Raw genomic sequence first — 17,335 nt, 5'->3', positions numbered from 1 at the left:
AAATGACCATAAAACAATTTAAAGATAGTCCGCTGGCGCATTATTCTTATGCTATTGTGAGCAACGGAGAAATGGCGCTGGTAGACCCTTCAAGAAATCCAATGCAGTATTATAGATATGCTGAAGAGCAGAATGCGAAGATCGTTGCGGTTTTTGAAACACATCCACATGCAGATTTTGTAAGTAGTCATTTGCAGATTCATGAAGAATCGGGAGCAACCATTTATACAAGTAAACTTGTGGGAGCAGATTATCCTCATAAATCTTTTGATGACGGTGATACTATTAAAATGGGTGAGGTAGAATTTAAAGCGATCAATACTCCCGGACATTCTCCAGACAGTATTACGGTGGTTGCCAGTGATGGAGATAAAACCGCTTTGTTTACCGGAGATACATTGTTCATTGGGAATGTAGGAAGACCTGATCTTCGTGAAAAGGCAGGCAATATGAAGGCAAAGAGAATCGATCTTGCCAAGCAAATGTATGATACCATAAAAAATAAGTTTACAGATCTTCCTGATGATGCTTTGGTATATCCCGCTCATGGTGCAGGATCGCTATGCGGTAAAAATATGAGTGACGCTTCTTCCAGTACGCTTGGAAACGAGCGCCAGGGTAACTGGGCTTTTAAAGAGCAAACAGAAGAGGAATTTGTGGAGGAAATTTTAAAAGATCAACCATTTATTCCATCCTATTTCGGATTTAATGTTGATATAAATAAAACCGGGCCTGAAAATGTTCAGCGAACCAAATGGGCTAATAAGATCAAATTGAATGTTGATGAGGTAAAAGATGGTGTCACTGTGGTGGATACCCGTGATGAGAGCGAGTTTAAAAAAGCTCATCTACCAAACAGTATCAATATCATGGCACGTTCAGAAAGCGATAAATATGAAACCTGGTTAGGAGCGATCGTTCAACCGGAAGAAGAATTTTACCTGGTTTTGAATAGTATCGATGATATTGAAGAGTTACTTGAAAGAACTGCCAAGATAGGTTATGAAAAACAGGTGAAAGCGGTAATTACTTTAGGAAGCAATATTTCTAATTCAACCGCAGAATTTGATGTGGAAGATTTCAAAAAGAATAAGGATCATTATACTATCGTTGATATTCGAAATAAAAGCGAAGTAGAGGAAGGAAAGATCTTTGAAGACGCTATTGCCGTTCCGCTAAACGAACTTCGAGACAGATCTACTGAAATTCCTTCCCACAAGCCAGTAGTTGTTCATTGCGCTGGAGGATATAGGTCTGCCGCGGGAAGCAGTATTCTCGATAATAAATTCGAAAACACTAAGGTTTACGACTTGAGTGAAAATATTAAGGACTTTAAATAGTCTATTAATTGATTGATGAGTGATAAGCCCGGGAGATTTCTCCCGGGCTTTTTTGTGGCGAAAAATACAAATTTTTCAATTTAGGACACAGATGGTTATTCTTAAACCATGTTATTTCATCATTTTTCGCAATATTTTGAGATTTCTGCAACACTTCAAACATTCGATTTTTTCTATATTTACCCTCCACGGTGAAAAAATAACAATACATAAAGCTATTTATGGATAAGAATTACAAGGTAAAAGTGAACGACTCTCTGGAATTTGAATTTTCAGATGAAGAGATCAAAGCACTAGACACCCAGAGAACTTCAGATAGTAATTATCATCTTTTAAAGGATAACAGATCTTTCACGGCAGAGATCTTCAAGCCTGATTTCTTAAACAGGAATTACGAGATCAAGATCAATTCAAACATTTATTCCGTAAAGATCAATAACGATCTGGATCAGCTTATCGATGACATGGGACTTTCCCTGGGAAGTTCTCAACAGATCAATGATATTAAAGCACCGATGCCGGGGCTTATTCTGGAAGTAAATGTAAAAGAAGGTGATGAGGTTAAAGAAGGCGATTACCTGCTGGTTCTGGAAGCAATGAAGATGGAAAACACTTTGACGGCTCCTCGAGATGGAGTGGTAAAATCTGTAATGGTTGCTAAAAGCGATACGGTAGAGAAGAACCAGTTATTAATAGAAATGGAATAGCCGACTTTCTGAAAAATTAAAAGAAAATCAAGTAATGAAAAAAATATTAGTAGCTAACAGGGGAGAGATCGCGCTCAGAGTGATGAAGACCATTAAAAGGATGGGAATTGATACCGTTGCGGTATTTTCTACTGCAGACAGGAATGCTCCTCATGTGAAATTTGCTGATGAAGCGGTTTGTATTGGAGAAGCCCCTTCAAGCGAATCTTACCTGAAAGGCGATAAGATCATAGAAGTAGCTAAAAAACTAAACGTAGACGGAATTCATCCGGGATACGGTTTCCTAAGTGAAAATGCATCCTTCGCAGAATCTGTTGAAAAGAATGGAATCACCTGGATAGGACCGGGATCTAAAGCGATAAAGATTATGGGGAGTAAGCTTGCCGCGAAAGATGCGGTTAAGGCTTATGATATTCCTATGGTTCCCGGAATCGATGAAGCGATCACAGATACTGAAGAAGCTAAAAAAATTGCCAATGATATCGGTTTTCCTATTTTGATCAAAGCGTCTGCCGGAGGTGGAGGTAAGGGAATGCGAATCGTTGAAAAAGAAAAGGATCTTGAAGACCAGATGAAACGAGCTATTTCTGAAGCAGAATCTGCTTTTGGAGATGGTTCTGTTTTTATTGAAAAATATGTGTCTTCTCCCCGCCATATTGAAATACAGGTACTGGCTGATACACATGGTAATTACCTGCATCTGTTTGAAAGAGAATGTAGCATCCAGCGGAGACACCAGAAGGTTGTGGAGGAAGCTCCATCTGTTGTGCTGGATGATAAATTGAGAAAGGAAATGGGAGAGGCCGCTGTAAAAGTTGCCAAAGCCTGTGATTATGTTGGGGCAGGAACAGTGGAATTCTTATTTGATGAAAACAGGAATTTCTACTTCCTGGAGATGAATACAAGGCTTCAGGTGGAACACCCAGTGACCGAATATATAACGGGAATAGACCTTGTAGAGCAACAAATTCTTGTAGCCAGAGGTGAAAAGCTTCAGTTTGCGCAGGATGATCTTAAGATTAAAGGACATGCCATGGAGCTTAGAGTATATGCCGAAGATCCGCTGGAAGATTTTATGCCTAGTACGGGAACCCTCGAAAAGTATGATGTTCCGGCAGGTGAAGGGATCAGGCTGGATAATGGTTTTGAAGAAGGAATGGAAGTTCCAATTTATTACGACCCGATGCTGGCCAAGTTAATTACCTACGGAAAAACACGGGAAGAATCTATCCAGATGATGATCAAAGCGATAGACCATTATATTGTGGAAGGTGTAAGTACCACCTTACCATTCGGGAAATTTGTTTTTCAGCATGAAGCTTTCAGAAGCGGGAATTTTGACACACATTTCGTGAAAAAATATTATTCTCCTGAAGCATTAAAAGAAGAAACCCAGGAAGAAGCAAAACTTGCCGCCCTGATGGCCTTGAAGCAGTATTTGAAAGACAAGGAGCAATTAAGATTACCACACAACTAAAATTCAGAATTCAGAGATGAGTCAGAACCTCGATAAATTAAAAGAAAAGATTGCTGAAGCTCACAAAGGTGGAGGCGAAAAGCGAATTGCCAAACAGCATGAAAAGAAGAAATTAACTGCCCGCGAGCGGGTGGAATATCTGCTGGATGAAAATTCATTTGAAGAAATAGGAATTTTAGTCACTCACCGTACGACCGATTTCGGGATGGAGAAACAGAAGTTTTATGGCGATGGCGTGATCACCGGTTATGGAACAATCAATGGCCGTCTGGTCTATGTATTTGCTCAGGATTTTACCGTTTTTGGTGGTTCACTTTCAGAAACACATGCTGAGAAGATCTGTAAGGTGATGGATATGGCAGTGAAAGTTGGAGCTCCAATGATTGGACTTAACGATTCCGGTGGTGCAAGAATTCAGGAAGGCGTGAAATCTCTTGGGGGGTATGCTGATATATTTCACCGAAATGTAAAAGCTTCAGGAGTAATTCCCCAGATCTCTGCGATTATGGGACCTTGCGCCGGTGGAGCGGTTTACTCTCCTGCTATGACCGACTTTACGCTTATGGTTGAGGACACTTCTTATATGTTCGTAACCGGACCTAATGTTGTGAAAACTGTTACTAATGAAAATGTGACTTCCGAAGAATTAGGAGGGGCAAGTACACATTCTACAAAATCTGGAGTTACCCATCTAACTGCGGCTAACGATATTATCTGCCTGGAAAATATAAAGCAACTTATTAGCTATATGCCTCAGAATAATCAGGCAGCTCCGGAGAAACTGGAGTTTGAGTTGGGTGATGAACATCGTGAAGTTCTGGAAAATATTGTGCCGGATAGTTCCAACAAACCTTACGATATGCATGAGGTGATCAAGGGAATCATCGATGAGGATTCTTTCTTTGAGATCCATAAAGATTATGCTGATAATATTATTGTAGGTTTCTCGAGAATTGGAGGAAGAAGCGTAGGGATCATTGCTAACCAGCCTATGAGCCTTGCCGGAGTTCTGGATGTTGATTCATCTAAAAAAGCCGCGCGATTCACGAGATTCTGTGACTGTTTTAATATTCCACTTTTAGTATTGGTGGATGTTCCAGGTTTCCTTCCAGGTACAGACCAGGAATGGAATGGGATCATTTTACACGGTGCTAAATTGCTTTATGCTTTAAGTGAAGCAACAGTGCCAAAAGTTACGGTGATTACCAGGAAAGCTTACGGAGGAGCTTATGACGTTATGAACTCTAAACATATCGGGGCAGACCTAAACTACGCCTGGCCAACTGCTGAAATTGCGGTTATGGGAGCTAAAGGAGCTTCAGAGATCATTTTCAGAAAGGAGATTGCAGCAGCAGATGACCCTGAAAAGAAACTTGCTGAAAGGGAGGCTGAATATGCAGAGAAATTTGCAACGCCTTTTGAGGCTGCACAACGCGGATTTATAGATGAAGTTATAATGCCGAAAGATACCCGTAGAAAATTGATTAAAGCTTTCAGTGCCCTTGAAAATAAACACGTGCTAAGGCCAAATAGAAAACACGGAAATATTCCACTATAATTCATAAGACCGAAAGTGATTTCGGTCTTTTTTAATTGCTTATGAAATTCAATAAAATAGTTTGTGTAGATCATACAAAACTGAATAAGGATGCTATTTCAGAATTGCAGAACTTTAGCACGGATGAGGTTGAGGTTTACTCAGATTATCCTGAATCCAAAGATGAGATTATTGAAAGAATTGGAGATGCTGAAGCAGTTATCGTGTCCTGGCATACTGAATTGGATAAGGAAATACTCAAAGCCTGTTCCAATCTGAAGTATATCGGGATGGCCTGCAGTCTTTATGATGACGAATCGGCTAACGTGGCGGTCAAATTTGCCAGGGATCGCGGAATAACTGTCACCGGAATAAGTGATTATGGTGATCCCGGAGTTTTGGAATTCATAATTTCTGAACTTATTCAATTATTGAACGGTTATAAAGGAAAGCAATGGAAGGCAATGCCTCTAGAACTTACTGATCTTAGGATAGGGATTATTGGTTTTGGGGTTACGGGACAACTTCTAGCCAAATGTCTTTTACCTTTTGGGGCTGATATTTATTATTATAGCAGAAATAAAAAAGAGGAATGGGAAGAGCGTAAAGTGAAATATCTGGATCTTTATGAGCTGCTCGTAACTTGCGATGTAATTTCCTTTCATCTACCAAAGAATGTAGAAATATTAAACTCTGAAGAATTCACGACTCTTGGAAATTCTAAAATTCTAATTAACACATCTCTCGGTCTGCCTTTTTCTGAAACAGCTTTTAAGAATTGGATTCAAAATAAGGGGAACTATGCTATTTTCGACGGAGATGGAAAAAAGGAGTTATCTAAAGAAAGCACAGATAACGAGAATGTCATTGCGTTGGAAACGAGTGCAGGTTGGTCTTCTCAAACCCTGCAAAGACTGTCAGATAAAGTAGTTCATAATATAAAAGAATTTTGCCGAGAGCATTAAAGTGTAACTATTGTTACTGAATTACGACTGTTCTTATCGTTTATTTGCAACTGAATAAAAAATTTATGGATTTAATCTTACAGCCTTGGCCATGGTATGTAGCCGGGCCACTTATTGCCATTATCATGTTCCTGCTCATTTTCATGGGCAAACAATTTGGGATGTCTTCGAACCTTCGAACAATCTGTACCATGTGTGGTGCCGATGGTAAAGCGAGTTTCTTCGACTTCAACTGGCGTGCGCAAAAATGGAATTTAGTCGTGATCATAGGTGCTGCTATTGGCGGTTTTATCGCTATGCACTTTTTGTCCGCAGATCCTGCAGTTGCTATCAATCCTGATACGGTTTCCAATTTACAGAAACTGGGATTTGAAAGCGCCGGAGCGGCCTACTTACCCGACGAACTTTATAGCCTTGAAGCACTGACAGATTGGAAAGCCTTGACCATTCTAATTATTGGCGGATTTTTGATCGGTTTTGGAGCCAGATGGGCTGGAGGATGTACCTCAGGGCATGCGATCTCAGGTCTTAGTAACCTGCAATTACCATCATTGATCGCAGTGATCGGGTTTTTCATTGGTGGATTGGTTATGATCCATTTATTATTTCCTTTAATATTTTAGAAAATGAGAGTAGTAGGATATTTAGTAATAGGTGTATTTTTTGGAATTGTAATGTTCAAATCTGAAGCAGCTTCCTGGTTCAGGATCTATGAGATGTTCCAGTTCCAGTCGTTTCATATGTATGGGATCATTGGCTCTGCTTTAGTTATAGGTATATTGGGAATTCAATGGATCAAAAGAACCAAAGCGAAAGATTTTAATGGCGAAGAAATCAACATTCAGCCGAAAGAGAAAAGTTTTAGCAGGTATATGTTCGGTGGGATCATTTTCGGATTAGGCTGGGCGCTTGCCGGAGCTTGTCCGGGGCCAATCTATACTTTAATAGGAGCAGGATATGTTTCTGTGATCGTAGTTTTTCTGGCGGCAATTTTAGGAACATTTGTCTATGGTTTGCTGCGGGATAAACTTCCGCATTAAAAAATAAAAAGGGCCGGTTTTTCCGGCCCTTTTTATTTAAATAGATTCCATTTTCCCTTCTGCTGTTACGCGAATTCTAATAGTTCAACTATTCTCTAATTTTGAACCTATTGAAATTCCTGAAGGGATTTTTTGACTGATTTAAAATTCATTCTCAATTCTTCCCTTGCTAGTTTGTTACTATAAACCATCCTGGCTTTAGCTTCAGGTTCCTGACCATTTAGCATTCTGGAAATATCTGATACGCGCCAGCTTTCACTGCTCAATAAATAATTTCGCCCATGTTTCGCCTTTGCTGTTAGCATACTAAAAACTGCTTCCGCGACATCCTCTACATCTACCAAGGCAAATTCAATATTTTCATCAAACAATGTTCTGGTGAATACATCAGTAGCTTTACCAGATCGAAATAAATTCTGAAGTCCGGCAGAAGTAGAATCTGTTCTTCCAGACAAAGGATTTCCTATAACAGTAACTGGCGCTAGACTGTATATATCGGTCTTTATATCATCATTATCTTTCAAAAAATCTCGCACTCTCTGATCTGCAAAATATTTCGCCTGTGCATAGGGAATATTCGCTTCATCAAGATAAGGCGTGTCATCTTCAGAATACACATGATCCTTGGCTTTTCCGGATACCGGGTAGGGAAAAGAAGTATTATAGGCCGCTACGGAAGAGATGAAAATCATTTTTTCTAAACTATCCTGTTTCAAAATTAGCTTCAGGAAGTTTTCAGTTCCAGAAATAGTAGGCTCGAATAATTCCTTTTTCGGGTTTTCAGTACCTAATTTAAAAGGAGTTCCGCAATGAACCAGAATTTCACAATCGTTGGAGAAATCTTCCAGTTTGTTATATTCTCTTACATCCAGTTCGTGAATCGAAAGATTATCTTCCTTTCCCAGATCAAATAAATGTTCATATTTCTCATTGCTCGAAATATTGGTGACCGAAACTTTCACTTTATAATCAGCATTAAGAAATTTCCTGGTAATATAGCTTCCTATAAAACCTGCTCCACCTGTGATCCCGACAGTTTTCATGAGATCAATCCTGGTTTAGCGAATCCTGATCTTTAGTCCTCGCTTCTTCCAGATCTGATAATGCCTGGCTCATTCCCGAATTATCATAATAGATATGTTCTGAAACTATTTTCCCATCTATAAATCTTGCCGTTATATGTACAGGAATATAAATGGTTGAATCATTTTCAGCGATCGTCCCCTGCCATGATCCCCAGTAATTTACCCAGGTTTCATCATCATCTGTGACCACCATTTCAAATTCATCCTGATCATCAGGAAATTCATAGGAAGAAAGAGCGGCATTATTTTCCTTATGAGCTGCCGTGGCTGCGGCAACATCAACGGCTTCCCGGCTATTATAATATAGTTTTGCAGTATCTGCAAAATGGGTTTTATAGGTTTCCCAATCGCCCTCTTCGTAATTCTTCAGAAGGTTTTTAAGAGTATTGATCTCATCAGATTTTTGAGTATATCTCACTTTTTCATCCTTTTTATCATTACAGGCGATGATCAGGAGGCAGCTTATAAATAGAATAATTAATTTTTTCATGACTTTATTGTTCAGTATTATAATATGAAAGATCTGGTCTGGTATGACCGGTTACAACTTCCTGTTTAGAGGTATTTTCTTTAATTTCCGCAAAAAGCTTTTCACCCTCTTGACCTATTAAGGTCATATTTTCATTTCGGGCTTTTTCCACGGAAGCTTTATCCTTTCCTGAAACAGCGACCATATAATAATTACCCATGGTTCCAAAACCACTTTTATAAACCCGGTAATGTATTTTTGAACCTTTTTCAGAATAAAGCTTCTTTACAGATTTCGCTAATTCTTCCGCTTTTTCTTCCTTTCCTGGAGGGATGTGATAAAACACAAGCTCACGATAGGTATTCTCGTCTGAAGACTGATTCATGCCATCAGGCATATAAGAGAGTTCATTGTCTAAGCGCAGAATATAATCCCCATGCTTTGTATAGGTACCGTTGTAACCGTCCAGCATGTTATCCAGCTTCTCTTTTCCCATTTTCTTTTGGAGATCCTCAAAGGGATTTTTATCCAGATCAGCAAAACCGTCAATAGGGCTCAGGTACATTACCCGGTTATCGTCTGCCTCGAAGGTGAGCCAGTCCATACCTTTCATATTGTGTTCTTTTGCAGCTGCAGCGACCGCCATATCTGCAGTCTCATGTTTTTGATGCATTCCATCTTTAATATGGTCTTCGTGAACCACAAACATTTGATACCTGTCATTCTGAGCACTTGCCGAGAACCCGAAAAGCAAAGAAAAGATTGTTGAAAATAAAATTGATCGAAAAGACTTCATCTGGTTGGTTTTTGAGTTAATATGACTGAATTTAGGAAGTAAACTGAAGAAGTATTGCGGGTTTTGGACGAAGGGTATGTAATTATGTCCCGGTTAGGTTCAAATCTTTCCGAAGTGATATTAGACTATATAACTAAGAGAGTTTTTAAATAACCTGTAGGTGCTGGAATAATTCCGGACGCATATTTTTACTCAAAGGAAGGGCATGTGAGGAAATAACTACGTGATTACTGCCAATCTCATCTATGTGTGCAATGTTTACAATGTAAGATCTGTGAATCCTTAAAAATCGCTTATCCCTTAGCTTATCATTTACTTCTTTTAATGGGCAGACGAGTAAATATTTCCTGTTTTTCGAATAAACCTTGCAGTAATTACGGTCGGCTTCTATATAATGAATATCAGATAAAGCGATTTTCACCATTTTATCGTGGTAGCGTACAAAGATTCTATCTTTTAGGATTGAAGGACTCTGCCGGTCTATGCTTATTGAAGTGCATAGCAGAGAATCTGAAATGATCTTTTTAAGAAAGCGCTTTTTGCTTTTTATTTTTTCTGATAGGTAATCCTGAATAGTTTCAGTTTGATTTCGATCAAAATACACAATAGGTGAAGATGCATTATTTTTTTCTGATTTTGTCTCAATACCATTGAGCTGACCCTTGAATTGATCTTCCAGTAAAATCAGGTCTGGTAATTCCTGTTCAATAAAGCTTAAAGCATCTTTTGCTCTGGAGAAAATTCCGGTGATCTGATAGCCCAGCTGACCTAATTGCAAAGATAACTTAGCAGCCCTGGGAATATCCTGTTCCACGATGACGATCTTTGCCGGTTTAGTCATACTATTCAATAATTTCCTATAAAGATACTGAAACTATTGATAATCAGTTAATTAAATGTTAATTATCTGATCTTCGAACTTTTTGGTGAAGTTGGATAAAAGGAGGGCAGGGTGATATGATATTTGACCACTACAAGCCTGATACTTATAACGGTGAGCGAAGTTACCACGTAAATTACATCTGCATCTATTCCCATATCGTACATGGTTACGTAAGCGAGTGCACCAACCAGGCAAGCCGTTGCATAGATCTCTTTTCTAAAAATAACCGGGATCTCGTTACATAAAATATCCCGGATAACTCCTCCAAAAGTACCGGTCATTGCTCCCAAAGCAACTGAAACAATGGGATCCAGATCATTTTGAATTCCGGTTTCCACGCCCGTGATGGTAAAAACTCCCAGCCCGATGGTATCGAAAAGGAAAAGTGATTTTTTAAGATAATTCAGTTTGTTGCGGAAAATAATGGCAAGTATGGTTACCACTCCAATGAGATAGATATATACGATATTTTCCATCCACATTACCGGAGTGCTGCCAATGAGAATGTCCCGAACCGTCCCGCCTCCAATTGCAGTTACAAAAGCAATGATAAAGATTCCGAATAAATCCAGTCTTCTATTCATTGCCGAAAGCGCTCCTGAGATTGCGAAAGCTATGGTTCCCAGAACATCAAGTATTGTGAATAAACTCAATTCCATACTTGGCAAAGGTAATTTTATCTTTTAAATTTGTTGAAACCCGGGCATATTTCTGCCCTTGATTTTTTAGGTTTATTAACAAATAGACGATCTTAATAACAATAGGTGTAAGTTTTGCATCAAACTACCTACTTTTATATCAGCGAAAAATAAGTACAATGAGTGATACTATAGAAAGAGTAAAATGTTTAATAATTGGTTCCGGACCTGCAGGTTATACTGCAGCAATTTATGCATCCCGTGCAGATCTAAAGCCGGTGATGTATACTGGGATGGAACCAGGAGGACAGTTAACTACAACTACTGAAGTAGACAACTTCCCAGGTTATCCTCAAGGGATAGACGGTCCAAAAATGATGATGGAACTTCAGGAGCAGGCTGAAAGATTTGGAACTGAAGTTAGAATAGGGATGATCACTGAAGTTGAATTCTCAAAAGAGTTTGGAGGAATTCATAAGGCTTGTGTAGATAATAATAAATGGATAGAAGCAGAGTCTGTAATAATTTCTACAGGTGCAACGGCTAAATATCTTGGTTTGCCTAGTGAACAGAAATTACGTGGAGGTGGAGTTTCTGCCTGCGCGGTTTGCGACGGATTCTTTTACAAAGGTCAGGATGTTGCAATTGTTGGTGGTGGTGATACCGCTGCAGAGGAAGCGACATATCTAGCCAATATTTGTAATAAAGTGACTATGCTGGTTCGTAAGGATTATATGAAAGCTTCTAAAGCCATGCAGCACAGAGTGGAAAATACCAAGAATATCGATCTACGCTATAATACCGAAGTTGATGAAATTTTAGGAGAACAGGTGGTAGAAGGTTTACGTATGGTGAATAACCAAACCGGAGAGAAAGAAGAAATTCCAATCACCGGATTTTTTGTTGCTATCGGGCATAAACCAAATACAGATATTTTCAAAGGATGGCTGGACATGGATGACACAGGTTACGTGATCACTCAGCCAAAATCAACAAAAACAAATATCCCGGGAGTTTTTGCCTCCGGAGATGTTCAGGATAAGATCTATCGCCAGGCGGTTACTGCGGCAGGAACAGGCTGTATGGCGGCTCTGGATGCGGAAAGATATCTTGCAGAAATTGAAACTGAAGAGGAAATTGAAAAACCTCAAACCAGACCGGAAACTGTATAATAAATCGGTTTCATTATAAAACAGAAAATCCCGCAATTGCGGGATTTTCTGTTTTTAAACCTCGGTGGCCGATTAATTGTCGGTTTTCACTTTTACCTCACCATCATCTATTTTTACTTTAGATTCGGTTCCATCAGCCCTGTCTACTTTTTTCTTGTATTCTCCGTCGTCTTTTTTGATCTTGATCTCGTCGCCTTCAGGGGTTTCGATCTTTATCTTATCGCCGCCGTCTTTTACTTCTACTTTATTATCTGGGTCTTCCATCATTCTTTCTACTTCCGATTTTTCTTCATTGTCATCTTCAGTATCTCTACAGGAGATGAAACTAAGACTCAAAACAAGAATAAAAAGACCGCTTTTCAACAAATATTTCATCTTAATTAGATTTAAAATTCCTGTCAAAACTACCAATTAGCGGATTCTGCTAATATTATTTTGCAAAACTTTAGTAGTTCGCTTATTTGAAAAGACCTTTGCTAAATTCTTTTTTAGCGATTACCGCTTCGTCTTTAAGCTCGATTAGATCGATCTTCGGATTGTTATAAATATCGATCTCTGAACTGCCCAGCGCTCTTATTTCAAGCGAATCTGTGGCATTTACTTTTACTTCTGAATCTCCCTGAGCGAGCACATTAGCTCTTATAGAAGTCAGATTTTCTCCGTCAAATTCTGAAGACTGGTCAGATCTTATAGTAAAATCTTCAATATCGCCATCTATTCTTGCCGAAGCTTTTTCATAAATATCAACCTTTAGCGTTGGAGTAGTGAATAGCGCTTCCACTTTTGAAGACTGGTTTAGCTGGCAGATCACTTCAGAAGCGGTCACGTTAAGCTTTGATTCTGCATCATCATTTTGGATCAAACTGAAATTTTTCGAGGTAATGGTTAAAAAAGCTTTCGAATCTTTCCTAGTTTCCAATTGAAAATCCCCCAGGTAAAGATCCTGAAGTGAAGAAATTTCCACGTCACCATCCACGACAATACGTCTTAAAGTATCTGCGAAGGTAACTCTTATCTCCTGTCTCTTAGAACGGCTAATTTCTTTTATTGGCTTGATGTTAAGCACACCGTCTATCACTTCAGTTTGAATAAGGTCATGTAAATTGTCATCTGCCTCTATCTCAATCATCGGACGGGAGCCTTTCAAAATACCAATTTCAAAATCTCCTTTTGCCTGGATAGAATGGAAGGAAGTTAGATTGTATTGTTCTGTTTTTACGTTTCTACTGCCTTTCACTTTGTCCTGGGCTTTACAGGAAAATAATACGAGCAATAGTAATAGTGGTAATTTCTTGATCATGTATAGTTTTTAGATTTACCTCAAATATAGAAAAAGCCTCCGATTGGAGGCTTATATTTATCAGCAGATCAGCATTCCAGAAACTTTTGTCTGGCTTCGAGATCGTGAAAGACCTTTGTGGGGTGTTTTTTCAACTCATGATGTGCTGTCTTAGTCTCTTCCATTTGGTATCCGAAAAGAAACCCCATGATAAAACTTATTACAAGGTTGATTAGTGTGCCCATAATTAGTTGTTTATTTCAATCCCGTTGCTGTCAATTTTTACACGTCTTACTTTCTGATCGTTCACCTCTATACCTTCGTCATTTACACGAATGTTCATTTCTTCGCCATTAACGTTTATCCTTCCGTTAAAATCATCTGAAGTGTCCCAGTCTTCAGTGTCTTCAGCGTCTTCATCCCAGGTGTCGTCATCTTCCCAGGTGTCAGCAGGACAATCTTCGCAAATTGTTTCACCGTCAATGATCTTCAGGAAATTACCCTCCTGTCCATTTTTCAGAATATCTCCATAATAATCCTGGTTACTATGAAATGGATAGGTATTATCATCAGCATACAATATGGTTCCTTCCGGAAGGAAAACAGTGATTTGTACTTCCTGGTCGCGGTAACCAAATTTTGAGTCTGACGTGAAATATCCGTCCAGTAATAATTCATTTCCAACCAGGCTGGTTGAATATTGAATGTTCTCAGCTCTTTCTTTCGCATCTCTGAAGTTTTTACCTTCAGCATATTTCTCAATTTTCAGGGAAGCCAGCGAATCTTTGGTGGATTTCACTACCAAGCGCACATCCCTTCCGTAGAGGATCCTGTTATTGTTTTCATCGTATTTCACTCTGAAATCAGAACTTCTGTAAAGATCATTGCTATACTCAGGGTTACTTCTCATTCTCAGGAAAACCGTGTCCCCAGCTTTGATATTTAGTTTCTCGCTGGTGGCAGTTTCTCCGTCAAAAGCGCGATTGGTAGCCTGGCTAACTCCAACAATAGTTAATCCGATGATTGAGATCAACCAAACTCCTAATAAGGTAAGTAGTGCTACCCGACCTATAGATTTAAGGTTTCTTACCAGGATCTTCAATCCAAGAACGAACAGGAAGAAGAATGGTATTCCTACGGCGAAAAACGCCAGTAATGAAATAACCCAGATTGGAGCTCCACTGTTCACCATGTCAATATATTCTGTCCATGGGGCATCGATGATCCCGAAAGTTCCCATGGCGAATAGTCCAACGAACAAACCTATTAAAGTGGTTCCGGCAATTAGAAGTAATAATATTCCAACGAATTTTACGAATAGTTTCAGACAGAACTTGATAATACTACCAAGGGTTGTAGCTGCAGAACTGGCACCGGCGCTAGCCTTTTTACCATATTTTCCGTAATCTACACTTTTTACACTCTCTGAAACATCATGAAAACCCTCACGAATCTTTCTTTCTATATTGCTGACAGTGACCTCCTCTCCACGCATAGCCAGTTTATCGGCTGTTGTTTTCGCTTCCGGTACAAAGATCCAGAATGCGATATATATTAAGATAAAAGCTCCACTGGAGAAAATGGTAAGCAAGATCCATAATAATCTAACCCATATAGCATCAATTCCCAGGTAATGTCCTAGCCCTGAAGAAACTCCTCCCACATAACCATTTTCGGTATCACGGAAAAGTTGTTTTCCAACAGTTTTAGATGTTCTAGTCCTGCTAGGTTCATCGTCGAAGATCTCTTCATCTACCACATAATCTTCGGGTTGTCCCATAATGGTGATGACCTCTTCAACTTCTTTTATACTGATCACCTGACGGTCATCCTTTCTTTTCTCACTGAATAATTCAGCAATACGAGCCTCGATGTCTGAGATGATCTCATCACGACCCTGCGTATTCGAGAACGAATGCTTTATAGCCTCCAGATAACGCTGTAGTCTGGCATATGCATCCTCATCTATATGAAAGAAAATGCCGGCAAGATTTATATTTACTGTCTTATTCATGGTTCTTCTTTTTTTGAGTGGTTACGATGTTAACTGCAGATTGCAATTCTTCCCAGGTGCCTGTAAGTTCCCTGAGGAAAATTTTTCCTGTTTCAGTGAGACCATAATATTTTCTTGGCGGTCCACTGGTGGACTCTTCCCAACGATAGTTAAGGAGTCCTGCGTTTTTAAGCCTGGTTAGTAAAGGGTAAATAGTTCCTTCAACTACTAACAGCTTCGCGTCTTTTAATGTATCCAGAATCTCTGCCACGTAGGCGTCTTCATCCCGGAGAACCGAGAGAATACAGTATTCCAGTACACCCTTACGCATCTGGGCTTTTGTATTTTCAATCTTCATAGTGTTTGTTTTTGGGTGTCATTAAACTGTTCATTTTCTGATTGATTTTGATGATGACCTGAATCCGGTTTTTCCGAATTCAAAAAATTGATGGTTAGCGGATAATTATAAAGCTCTCCGTCATTAGCTTTGATGGTTGCAGAGATGACTGCAAATAATTCAAGAACAAAAAGTCCGAGTAATAGAGTTCCAATTACTGCCACAATGATGATGAATGGCATTGCATCAGAGAAACTGTCTATCACGAACGAGTCGCTCTCAAAAAACAACGGCTCTGCAATAGTGAACTTCATTCCAAAATAAAGGAAAGTAGCTGCTCCAACTGCAATCAGGAAAATTGTGTAAAGGAAGGTGCTAATCTGAAAGTTCAGTGCGTTTCTTCCGTGATGGTCTACAAAAGGATCCTGTTTGCGAGAGAGCCACAACAGCATTGGAAAAATAAAATTTCCAAGCGGTATGAAGTACTTTGTGAATACCGACAGATGAAGGACGGCAGCCAGTGTTTTGTTTTGATGTATAGTTTCAGTTTTCATAGTATATTTTTTGATCGATTTATTTTGAACGAGTTGCTTCAGCTACCAAGTTCTCTCCTTCATAAATTTCCACTTTTACAGGAGACTTCGCACTGAAAGAAAAAGTCAGGTTTCTCTCTTTGGTGAAAAATTTTCTACTCGATTCAGGATGAAGTTCAAAGGTTTTACCCATGGCCTCCAGTTTCAGAATGTTGTCCGACTTCGATACTTTTATCAAATCTTTATTTGGCATATAATAATTACCGGTGAGAAGATCTAACTCTTCCTCGCTAAGTTGTACAGTTTTTTTACTGTTTAAAAATTTTGCAGGACCGTGATCATAACTAAGAACGCGGTGCATTTTCCAGTTTCCATCTTTTAATAACCATAAATGGGAAAATTTTGCCTGACCATCTGGATTTTCAGATTTCCCGTCATTGGGATAGAAGAGATGCTCACCGCTAATAATAGCACCGTAGACCGTTCCATTATCTTTCATGGGAAATACATTCACGCTATTTTCGATAGCTTCTCTTCTCAGATTGTTTTTTCCCGAGCTGCAAAGACCGTTTTTCAATCCTTTATTTAAGCTTTCTCTTCCCAGTTCAATTCCTCCTTTATCGTGATAGAATTCAATTTCTTCAGCCAGGTAATTATTCATTACTTCCACATTACATGAATTATATGCCTTCCAGAAAATCGCATCCATTTCTAGAATTTTATTTTCTACGGAATTTTCCTGGGCTTTTAAAGCTGAAAATGCTAGAAGAAATAGGAAAAGGGCAGGAGTGAGCTTTTGCATCCTGCTTTTTTTTATAGCTGAATTTATCAAAAGCTTTTTTGGATTAAATGATTGATGATTTTTCATAATGTTTAAACTTGATGAGTGAATGATCTATAAAAATATAGCGGTTAAAAAATAGATGTATATGAAAGCCATAGCAACATAGATCTGTGATTTTGTGATTGATACAGTTTCATTTTTTGGAACTGCTAATACCTGATGTTTTGATGAATTTTTCATGATGTTTTTGATTGATGATTATATAACCTATTAGATTCTTATACAAATATATGGCTAAAA

19 protein-coding genes are annotated in these 17,335 nt (G+C 38.9%); 8 read left to right on the top strand and 11 right to left on the bottom strand.

Annotated features, from left to right (window positions below; all coding sequences use genetic code 11):
* Positions 1-2: 2 nt before the first annotated feature.
* From AC2S94_RS14510 to AC2S94_RS14480, 7 genes are all read left to right on the top strand, one after another.
* Complete coding sequence (locus tag AC2S94_RS14510; RefSeq protein WP_484629269.1) at positions 3-1,340, top strand: MBL fold metallo-hydrolase; 1,338 nt, start codon at positions 3-5, stop codon at positions 1,338-1,340.
* Between the two features lie 221 nt (positions 1,341-1,561).
* Positions 1,562-2,047, top strand: a complete 486-nt coding sequence (locus tag AC2S94_RS14505) for an acyl-CoA carboxylase biotin carboxyl carrier protein subunit (RefSeq protein WP_484629268.1) — start codon at positions 1,562-1,564, stop codon at positions 2,045-2,047.
* Between the two features lie 34 nt (positions 2,048-2,081).
* Positions 2,082-3,524: an acetyl-CoA carboxylase biotin carboxylase subunit gene (gene accC, locus AC2S94_RS14500; protein WP_484629267.1), complete on the top strand. Its 1,443-nt coding sequence runs from the start codon at positions 2,082-2,084 to the stop codon at positions 3,522-3,524.
* Between the two features lie 16 nt (positions 3,525-3,540).
* Positions 3,541-5,082 (top strand): acyl-CoA carboxylase subunit beta, encoded by a 1,542-nt coding sequence (locus AC2S94_RS14495; RefSeq protein WP_484629266.1) that lies wholly within the window; start codon positions 3,541-3,543, stop codon positions 5,080-5,082.
* Positions 5,083-5,123: 41 nt separating this feature from the next.
* A complete protein-coding gene (locus AC2S94_RS14490) occupies positions 5,124-6,026 on the top strand; it encodes an NAD(P)-dependent oxidoreductase (RefSeq protein WP_484629265.1) in 903 nt (300 codons plus the stop codon).
* Between the two features lie 65 nt (positions 6,027-6,091).
* Positions 6,092-6,649 (top strand): YeeE/YedE family protein, encoded by a 558-nt coding sequence (locus AC2S94_RS14485; protein ID WP_484629264.1) that lies wholly within the window; start codon positions 6,092-6,094, stop codon positions 6,647-6,649.
* A 3-nt stretch (positions 6,650-6,652) separates the two neighbouring features.
* On the top strand, positions 6,653-7,066 hold the full coding sequence (locus AC2S94_RS14480) for a YeeE/YedE family protein (RefSeq protein WP_484629263.1): 414 nt from the start codon (positions 6,653-6,655) through the stop codon (positions 7,064-7,066).
* Positions 7,067-7,173: 107 nt separating this feature from the next.
* Here AC2S94_RS14480 and AC2S94_RS14475 read toward each other — a convergent pair whose 3' ends face one another.
* The 5 genes from AC2S94_RS14475 to AC2S94_RS14455 all read right to left on the bottom strand — a co-directional run bounded on the left by AC2S94_RS14475 (position 7,174) and on the right by AC2S94_RS14455 (position 10,958).
* Positions 7,174-8,109: an NAD-dependent epimerase/dehydratase family protein gene (locus AC2S94_RS14475; protein ID WP_484629262.1), complete on the bottom strand. Its 936-nt coding sequence runs from the start codon at positions 8,107-8,109 to the stop codon at positions 7,174-7,176.
* 4 nt (positions 8,110-8,113) lie between these two features.
* A complete protein-coding gene (locus AC2S94_RS14470; protein WP_484629261.1) occupies positions 8,114-8,641 on the bottom strand; it encodes a nuclear transport factor 2 family protein in 528 nt (175 codons plus the stop codon).
* A 4-nt stretch (positions 8,642-8,645) separates the two neighbouring features.
* Positions 8,646-9,416 carry a hypothetical protein gene (locus AC2S94_RS14465; protein WP_484629260.1) on the bottom strand — a complete coding sequence of 257 codons (771 nt, stop codon included), beginning with the start codon at positions 9,414-9,416 and terminating at the stop codon, positions 8,646-8,648.
* 145 nt (positions 9,417-9,561) lie between these two features.
* A complete protein-coding gene (locus AC2S94_RS14460) occupies positions 9,562-10,257 on the bottom strand; it encodes a LytR/AlgR family response regulator transcription factor (protein ID WP_484629259.1) in 696 nt (231 codons plus the stop codon).
* 62 nt (positions 10,258-10,319) lie between these two features.
* Positions 10,320-10,958 carry a trimeric intracellular cation channel family protein gene (locus AC2S94_RS14455; protein ID WP_484629258.1) on the bottom strand — a complete coding sequence of 213 codons (639 nt, stop codon included), beginning with the start codon at positions 10,956-10,958 and terminating at the stop codon, positions 10,320-10,322.
* Positions 10,959-11,116: 158 nt separating this feature from the next.
* On the opposite strand from AC2S94_RS14455, the gene trxB reads away from it, so the two are divergent.
* Positions 11,117-12,109 carry a thioredoxin-disulfide reductase gene (trxB, locus tag AC2S94_RS14450; RefSeq protein WP_484629257.1) on the top strand — a complete coding sequence of 331 codons (993 nt, stop codon included), beginning with the start codon at positions 11,117-11,119 and terminating at the stop codon, positions 12,107-12,109.
* A gap of 72 nt (positions 12,110-12,181) precedes the next feature.
* Here trxB and AC2S94_RS14445 read toward each other — a convergent pair whose 3' ends face one another.
* From AC2S94_RS14445 to AC2S94_RS14420, 6 genes are all read right to left on the bottom strand, one after another.
* The gene (locus AC2S94_RS14445) at positions 12,182-12,484 is read right to left on the bottom strand and encodes a hypothetical protein (RefSeq protein WP_484629256.1); all 303 of its coding nucleotides are present in this window, start codon (positions 12,482-12,484) and stop codon (positions 12,182-12,184) included.
* Positions 12,485-12,566: 82 nt separating this feature from the next.
* The gene (locus AC2S94_RS14440; RefSeq protein ID WP_484629255.1) at positions 12,567-13,409 is read right to left on the bottom strand and encodes a GIN domain-containing protein; all 843 of its coding nucleotides are present in this window, start codon (positions 13,407-13,409) and stop codon (positions 12,567-12,569) included.
* A gap of 226 nt (positions 13,410-13,635) precedes the next feature.
* Positions 13,636-15,402 (bottom strand): PspC domain-containing protein, encoded by a 1,767-nt coding sequence (locus AC2S94_RS14435; RefSeq protein ID WP_484629254.1) that lies wholly within the window; start codon positions 15,400-15,402, stop codon positions 13,636-13,638.
* Positions 15,395-15,739 carry a PadR family transcriptional regulator gene (locus AC2S94_RS14430; protein WP_089664992.1) on the bottom strand — a complete coding sequence of 115 codons (345 nt, stop codon included), beginning with the start codon at positions 15,737-15,739 and terminating at the stop codon, positions 15,395-15,397. The genes AC2S94_RS14435 and AC2S94_RS14430 overlap by 8 nt, the downstream gene beginning before the upstream one ends.
* Positions 15,736-16,272: a DUF4870 domain-containing protein gene (locus AC2S94_RS14425; protein ID WP_484629253.1), complete on the bottom strand. Its 537-nt coding sequence runs from the start codon at positions 16,270-16,272 to the stop codon at positions 15,736-15,738. The genes AC2S94_RS14430 and AC2S94_RS14425 overlap by 4 nt, the downstream gene beginning before the upstream one ends.
* A gap of 19 nt (positions 16,273-16,291) precedes the next feature.
* Positions 16,292-17,053, bottom strand: a complete 762-nt coding sequence (locus tag AC2S94_RS14420; protein ID WP_484629252.1) for a nuclear transport factor 2 family protein — start codon at positions 17,051-17,053, stop codon at positions 16,292-16,294.
* Positions 17,054-17,335 lie beyond the last annotated feature (282 nt).

The organism is Christiangramia pacifica, assembly GCF_057221535.1.
Note: the sequence above shows the minus strand (reverse complement) of the source record. Positions and strands in the feature narration are given on the sequence as shown.

Coding starts and splice junctions, on each gene's coding strand:
- AC2S94_RS14510 (WP_484629269.1), top strand. CDS start 3: ATGACCATAAAACAATTTAAAGATAGTCCGCTGGCGCATTATTCTTAT.
- AC2S94_RS14505 (WP_484629268.1), top strand. CDS start 1,562: ATGGATAAGAATTACAAGGTAAAAGTGAACGACTCTCTGGAATTTGAA.
- accC (WP_484629267.1), top strand. CDS start 2,082: ATGAAAAAAATATTAGTAGCTAACAGGGGAGAGATCGCGCTCAGAGTG.
- AC2S94_RS14495 (WP_484629266.1), top strand. CDS start 3,541: ATGAGTCAGAACCTCGATAAATTAAAAGAAAAGATTGCTGAAGCTCAC.
- AC2S94_RS14490 (WP_484629265.1), top strand. CDS start 5,124: ATGAAATTCAATAAAATAGTTTGTGTAGATCATACAAAACTGAATAAG.
- AC2S94_RS14485 (WP_484629264.1), top strand. CDS start 6,092: ATGGATTTAATCTTACAGCCTTGGCCATGGTATGTAGCCGGGCCACTT.
- AC2S94_RS14480 (WP_484629263.1), top strand. CDS start 6,653: ATGAGAGTAGTAGGATATTTAGTAATAGGTGTATTTTTTGGAATTGTA.
- AC2S94_RS14475 (WP_484629262.1), bottom strand. CDS start 8,109: ATGAAAACTGTCGGGATCACAGGTGGAGCAGGTTTTATAGGAAGCTAT.
- AC2S94_RS14470 (WP_484629261.1), bottom strand. CDS start 8,641: ATGAAAAAATTAATTATTCTATTTATAAGCTGCCTCCTGATCATCGCC.
- AC2S94_RS14465 (WP_484629260.1), bottom strand. CDS start 9,416: ATGAAGTCTTTTCGATCAATTTTATTTTCAACAATCTTTTCTTTGCTT.
- AC2S94_RS14460 (WP_484629259.1), bottom strand. CDS start 10,257: ATGACTAAACCGGCAAAGATCGTCATCGTGGAACAGGATATTCCCAGG.
- AC2S94_RS14455 (WP_484629258.1), bottom strand. CDS start 10,958: ATGGAATTGAGTTTATTCACAATACTTGATGTTCTGGGAACCATAGCT.
- trxB (WP_484629257.1), top strand. CDS start 11,117: ATGAGTGATACTATAGAAAGAGTAAAATGTTTAATAATTGGTTCCGGA.
- AC2S94_RS14445 (WP_484629256.1), bottom strand. CDS start 12,484: ATGAAATATTTGTTGAAAAGCGGTCTTTTTATTCTTGTTTTGAGTCTT.
- AC2S94_RS14440 (WP_484629255.1), bottom strand. CDS start 13,409: ATGATCAAGAAATTACCACTATTACTATTGCTCGTATTATTTTCCTGT.
- AC2S94_RS14435 (WP_484629254.1), bottom strand. CDS start 15,402: ATGAATAAGACAGTAAATATAAATCTTGCCGGCATTTTCTTTCATATA.
- AC2S94_RS14430 (WP_089664992.1), bottom strand. CDS start 15,739: ATGAAGATTGAAAATACAAAAGCCCAGATGCGTAAGGGTGTACTGGAA.
- AC2S94_RS14425 (WP_484629253.1), bottom strand. CDS start 16,272: ATGAAAACTGAAACTATACATCAAAACAAAACACTGGCTGCCGTCCTT.
- AC2S94_RS14420 (WP_484629252.1), bottom strand. CDS start 17,053: ATGCAAAAGCTCACTCCTGCCCTTTTCCTATTTCTTCTAGCATTTTCA.